Below are 1,061 nucleotides of genomic sequence, written 5' to 3' on the forward strand. Positions count from 1 at the left end.
GCATCGCCGACCGTGCCGATTGACGCGTCGATACCGGAATCGATAAGGTGCTGCGTGAACCGGAACGACGTGTATTGGCTTCCAGCGTCGGAATGGTGAACCAACTTGGTCTCCCCTTCGCTCCACCGGTAATTCCGATGTCGCAGCCCCTGCTCGATCGCGTCGAGCACCAGGTCTGTTTCCTTGGACATGCTCGCGCGCCAGCCGACGATCCTGCGGGAGAACACATCGATGGCGAACGCGACGTAGACGGTGCCCGCCCAGGTCGCGACGTAGGTGAAGTCCGCTACCCACAAGCGGTTCGGTGCACCTGCCGTGAACTGGCGTTTCACCAGATCCGCGGCGCGGACACCGCCCGGGTCGGGCACCGTGGTGCGCACGGTCTTCCCGCGGACCGCGCCGGCCAGGCCCATCGCGCGCATCAACCGTTCCACCCGGCCCCGGCCCACCCGAATACCTTCCCGGTTCAGCTGACGCCATACTTTTCGGGCACCGTACACCCGGTAATTATCGTCGTACACACGCTGGATTTCCTTCTTGAACTCCTCGTCATGCACTTCCCTCGCCGACATCGGGCGGGAAAGCGCGGCATAATAGGTGGACGGAGCGATCTTGAGCCCGAACTCGGTCAGCACGGCACAGATCGGCTCGACTCCGAACCGGTCCCGATATTCCGTGATGAACGTTACGAGCGCGGCGGTCGAGGGTCGAGCTCCCTCGCGAAGAAAACCGACGCCGCTTTCAGGATCTCATTCGCCCGACGCAACTCACGGTTCTCACGCTCCAGCTCACGCACCCGATCCGACTCCGCGGTCGTCACACCCGGCCGCACACCCTCATCAGTCTCAGCCTGCCGCACCCACCGGCGCAGCGACTCAGCCGACACCCCCACCTTCGCCGCGATCGACGTGATCGCCTCCCACTCCGACGAATACACCTCTACCTGCTCAAACACCAACGCAACCGCACGCTCACGCACCTCACGCGGATGCCTCGAAGACCGGCCCATAACTCCATCCTCACTCACACGATGGAGCCTCCATCAAACCCGGGGCGGTTCA

1 pseudogene and 1 other annotated feature are annotated in these 1,061 nt (G+C 63.6%); the pseudogene reads right to left on the reverse strand.

Annotation, left to right across the window (positions count from 1 at the left end):
* Positions 1-1,009: pseudogene (locus ACZ7KI_RS43350) on the reverse strand (IS3 family transposase); the annotation flags it as partial.
* Positions 603-731: a sequence feature (AL1L pseudoknot), on the reverse strand. (Overlaps the previous pseudogene by 129 nt.)
* Positions 1,010-1,061: the final 52 nt, after the last annotated feature.

The sequence above is a fragment of the Amycolatopsis sp. NPDC039088 genome, assembly GCF_055598845.1.